This is a genomic window from Roseateles sp. (assembly GCF_049240545.1).
In the GTDB taxonomy this organism is placed as follows: Bacteria; Pseudomonadota; Gammaproteobacteria; order Burkholderiales; family Burkholderiaceae_C; genus Paucibacter_A.
Genome location: NZ_JBMLSK010000235.1, coordinates 1 through 2,872 on the forward strand (window position 1 = coordinate 1; position 2,872 = coordinate 2,872).

The window sequence follows — 2,872 nt, forward strand, 5'->3', positions numbered from 1 at the left end:
TGTCGTGGTTGACCCGGTCAAAGAACTTGGCCAGGTCCACGTCCACCACCACGCGCTTGCCCGCCTGCACATACGCCCGCGCGGCCTTGACCGCATCGTGCGCACGCCTGCCAGGCCGAAACCCGTGGCTGTGGTCGCTGAAGGTAGGGTCGATCAGGGGTTGCAGCACTTGCAGCAGTGCTTGCTGGATCAGTCGATCTGTCACCGTCGGGATGCCCAGCTCTCGCTGGCTACCGTCCGGCTTGGGAATCATCACCTTGCGTACCGGACTGGGCCGGTATGTGCCCTGCAGCAGCGCCTGGCGGATGTCCAGCCATCTCGTTTGCAGCATCCGGGCAGTTTGCTCAGTGTCGAGCCCATCCACCCCAGCAGCACCCTTGTTGGCCTTGATCCGCTTCCACGCCCGTTGCAGGTTCTGTCTCGTCAGCGCCGCCACCAGCAGACCACCCGTGCCTGCCCGTTGCTTTGCCGACCCTGTGCCCGGGTGTTCACTCGGCGGGCCGCAGGCTTCGTCGCTGGCTGGATCACGCCGGGCTTCACCCCGCGCTACGCCCACCCGCCCGGGTTGCCCCAGCATCTGACGCATGGCCTTTGACATCCTCGTGTCCTCGGTCACTCACTCTCGTTCGGTCCTTCGCTCTTGCCTTGTGGCCTCAACGGCCCCGGCTTGAGCTACTACGACCTCTGCTGACTTCTCGCTCCGGTATGGCCGTCGCCCTTTCAGGCACAAGGCGAGATCTCCCCAGGTAAGGGTCGCACACCTTCATCGCACAACCGCCGCATCTACGCCACCTCACCTTGGTCACAAGAGCTTTGTGGTCTATGGCCCACTCGCCCTGCTCGGCAGCGCCTTCTATGCGGTTCTTGTTCATCGGCTCGCGATTTACGCTCCACGCTTCCTTCCCACGCTCGGTCACCCTCACGCAGTTGCGTTTCACTTTGCTCACTGTGACCAGCTCGCAGCGGGACTTGCACCCGCAGGTGTGCGCCCATGCTGGGCGCACATCGGCATAGGGGACCTCCATTGTAGGAGGCACCCCTGCCACACCACCCGGCATGCGGGTCCGCACCGGGCGGTTCGAGAGCTTGAGGTCACGACAGCCTTGGCACTCCCAACCCATCAAAGTACGCAATCGTCAGCACCGTCTTGAGCAGCCGGTCACTGTTGCGCCACCAGCGGCGGCTGTTCACCGCCACTTGCCGCGCCACGTTCTCCTTCGCACCCAGCGCCTTCAGTTCCCGATAGATCGCCCGGGGCCTCTTCCAGTGCTTGAGCTGGATCGCCCTCAACCGGTGGCGCAGCCACTCGTCTAACTCTCGCCAGACCCGTGGCGTTTGCGCCATCCCGAAGTAAGCCTTCCAGCCCCGCATGTAGGGCCGCAGTTTCTCCACCACTTGTGCCATGCTGCGCCCTCCCGAGCGGCGCGTGAGTTGCCGGATGCGAGCTTTGAAGTTGTCCAGTGCCTTGTAGGCCACCGCACATTTGACCTCTTTGCCCTTGGCCACCCACAGCTCGTAACCCAGAAACTTGCGCCCGAAGGCGCTGGCCACTGCGCTCTTGGCTTCGTTGATTTGAAGCTTCAAGCCCGTGTACAGTTTTCTGAGGTAGCCCATTACCCGCTCGCCAGCCTTGATGCTGCCCACGTAGACGTTGCAGTCGTCAGCGTAGCGCGCGAAGCTGTAGCCCCTCGCCTCCAGCGCCTTGTCCACCTCGTCCAGCAGCACATTGGCCAGCAGCGGACTGAGCGGCCCGCCTTGCGGCGTGCCCAAGTGGCGATCTACCACTACCCCGCCATCCATGATCCCGGCGTTCAGGTACGCCCGGATCAGCCGGATCACCCCGGCATCATCAATGCGCCTTTTGAGCCTGTCGATCAGGATGTCGTGGTTGACCCGGTCAAAGAACTTGGCCAGGTCCACGTCCACCACCACGCGCTTGCCCGACTGGACGTACGCCCGTGCGGCCTTGACCGCATCGTGCGCCCGCCTGCCCGGACGAAACCCGTGGCTGTAATCGCTGAAGGTGGGGTCGATCAGCGGTTGCAGCACTTGCAGCAGTGCCTGCTGGATCAGCCGATCCAGCACCGTGGGGATGCCCAGCTCGCGCTGGCTTCCGTCCGGTTTGGGGATCATCACCTTGCGTACCGGACTGGGCCGGTACTGCCCTGCCAGCAGCTCTTGGCGGATGTCGGACCAGTTCTGGCGGATCAGCTGGGCGGTTTGCTCGATGTCGAGCCCATCCGCCCCGGCGGCACCCTTGTTGGCCTTGACCCGCTTCCAGGCGGCTTGCAGGTTCTGTCTCGTCAGCGCCACTTCCAGCAGGCCACCAGTGCCCGCCTTCGACTTTGCCGACCCTGTGTGCGGGTGCTCAAGGAGCGGGCCGCAGGCTTCGTCGCTGATGAGATCGTGCACGGCTTCACCGTGCGCTACGCTCACCCGCCCGGATCGCTCCAGCATCTGACGCATGGCCTTTGACATCTCCTTGTCCTCGCTCACTCGCTCTCGTTCGGTCCTTCGCGCTCACCTTCTGGCCTCATCGGCCCCGGCTCCCGCTACTACGACCTCTGCTGACTTCTCGCTCCGGCAGAGCCGTCGGGCTTTCACCCGCAAGGCGAGATCTCCCCAGGTAAGAACGCACACCTTCATCGCACAGCCGCCGCATCTACGCCGCCTCGCCTTTGGTCACAAGAGCTTCGTGGTTTCTGGCCCACTCGCCCTGCTCGGCAACGCCTTCTATGCGGTTCTTGTTCATCGGCTCGCGATTTACGCTCCACGCTTCCTCCCCACGCTCGGTCACCCTCACGCAGTTGCGCTTCACTTTGCTCACTGTGACCAGCTCGCAGCGGGACTTGCACCCGCAGGTGTGCGCCCA

General features: G+C 63.9%; 2 protein-coding genes and 1 pseudogene. All 3 read right to left on the reverse strand.

The window, feature by feature from the left end; translation table 11 throughout:
* Nucleotides 1–598: reverse transcriptase domain-containing protein (locus ACOVRJ_RS16515; RefSeq protein ID WP_422044930.1), on the reverse strand; the 598-nt coding region annotated here is incomplete at its 3' end.
* Between the two features lie 494 nt (nucleotides 599–1,092).
* Nucleotides 1,093–2,478: a group II intron reverse transcriptase/maturase gene (gene ltrA, locus ACOVRJ_RS16520; RefSeq protein WP_422044931.1), complete on the reverse strand. Its 1,386-nt coding sequence runs from the start codon at nucleotides 2,476–2,478 to the stop codon at nucleotides 1,093–1,095.
* A 184-nt stretch (nucleotides 2,479–2,662) separates the two neighbouring features.
* Nucleotides 2,663–2,872 (reverse strand): annotated as a pseudogene (locus ACOVRJ_RS16525) (hypothetical protein); the annotation flags it as partial.

Bases quoted from the DNA above. Each gene is read 5' to 3' on its own strand.
- ltrA (WP_422044931.1), bottom strand. From the start codon at position 2,478: ATGTCAAAGGCCATGCGTCAGATGCTGGAGCGATCCGGGCGGGTGAGC.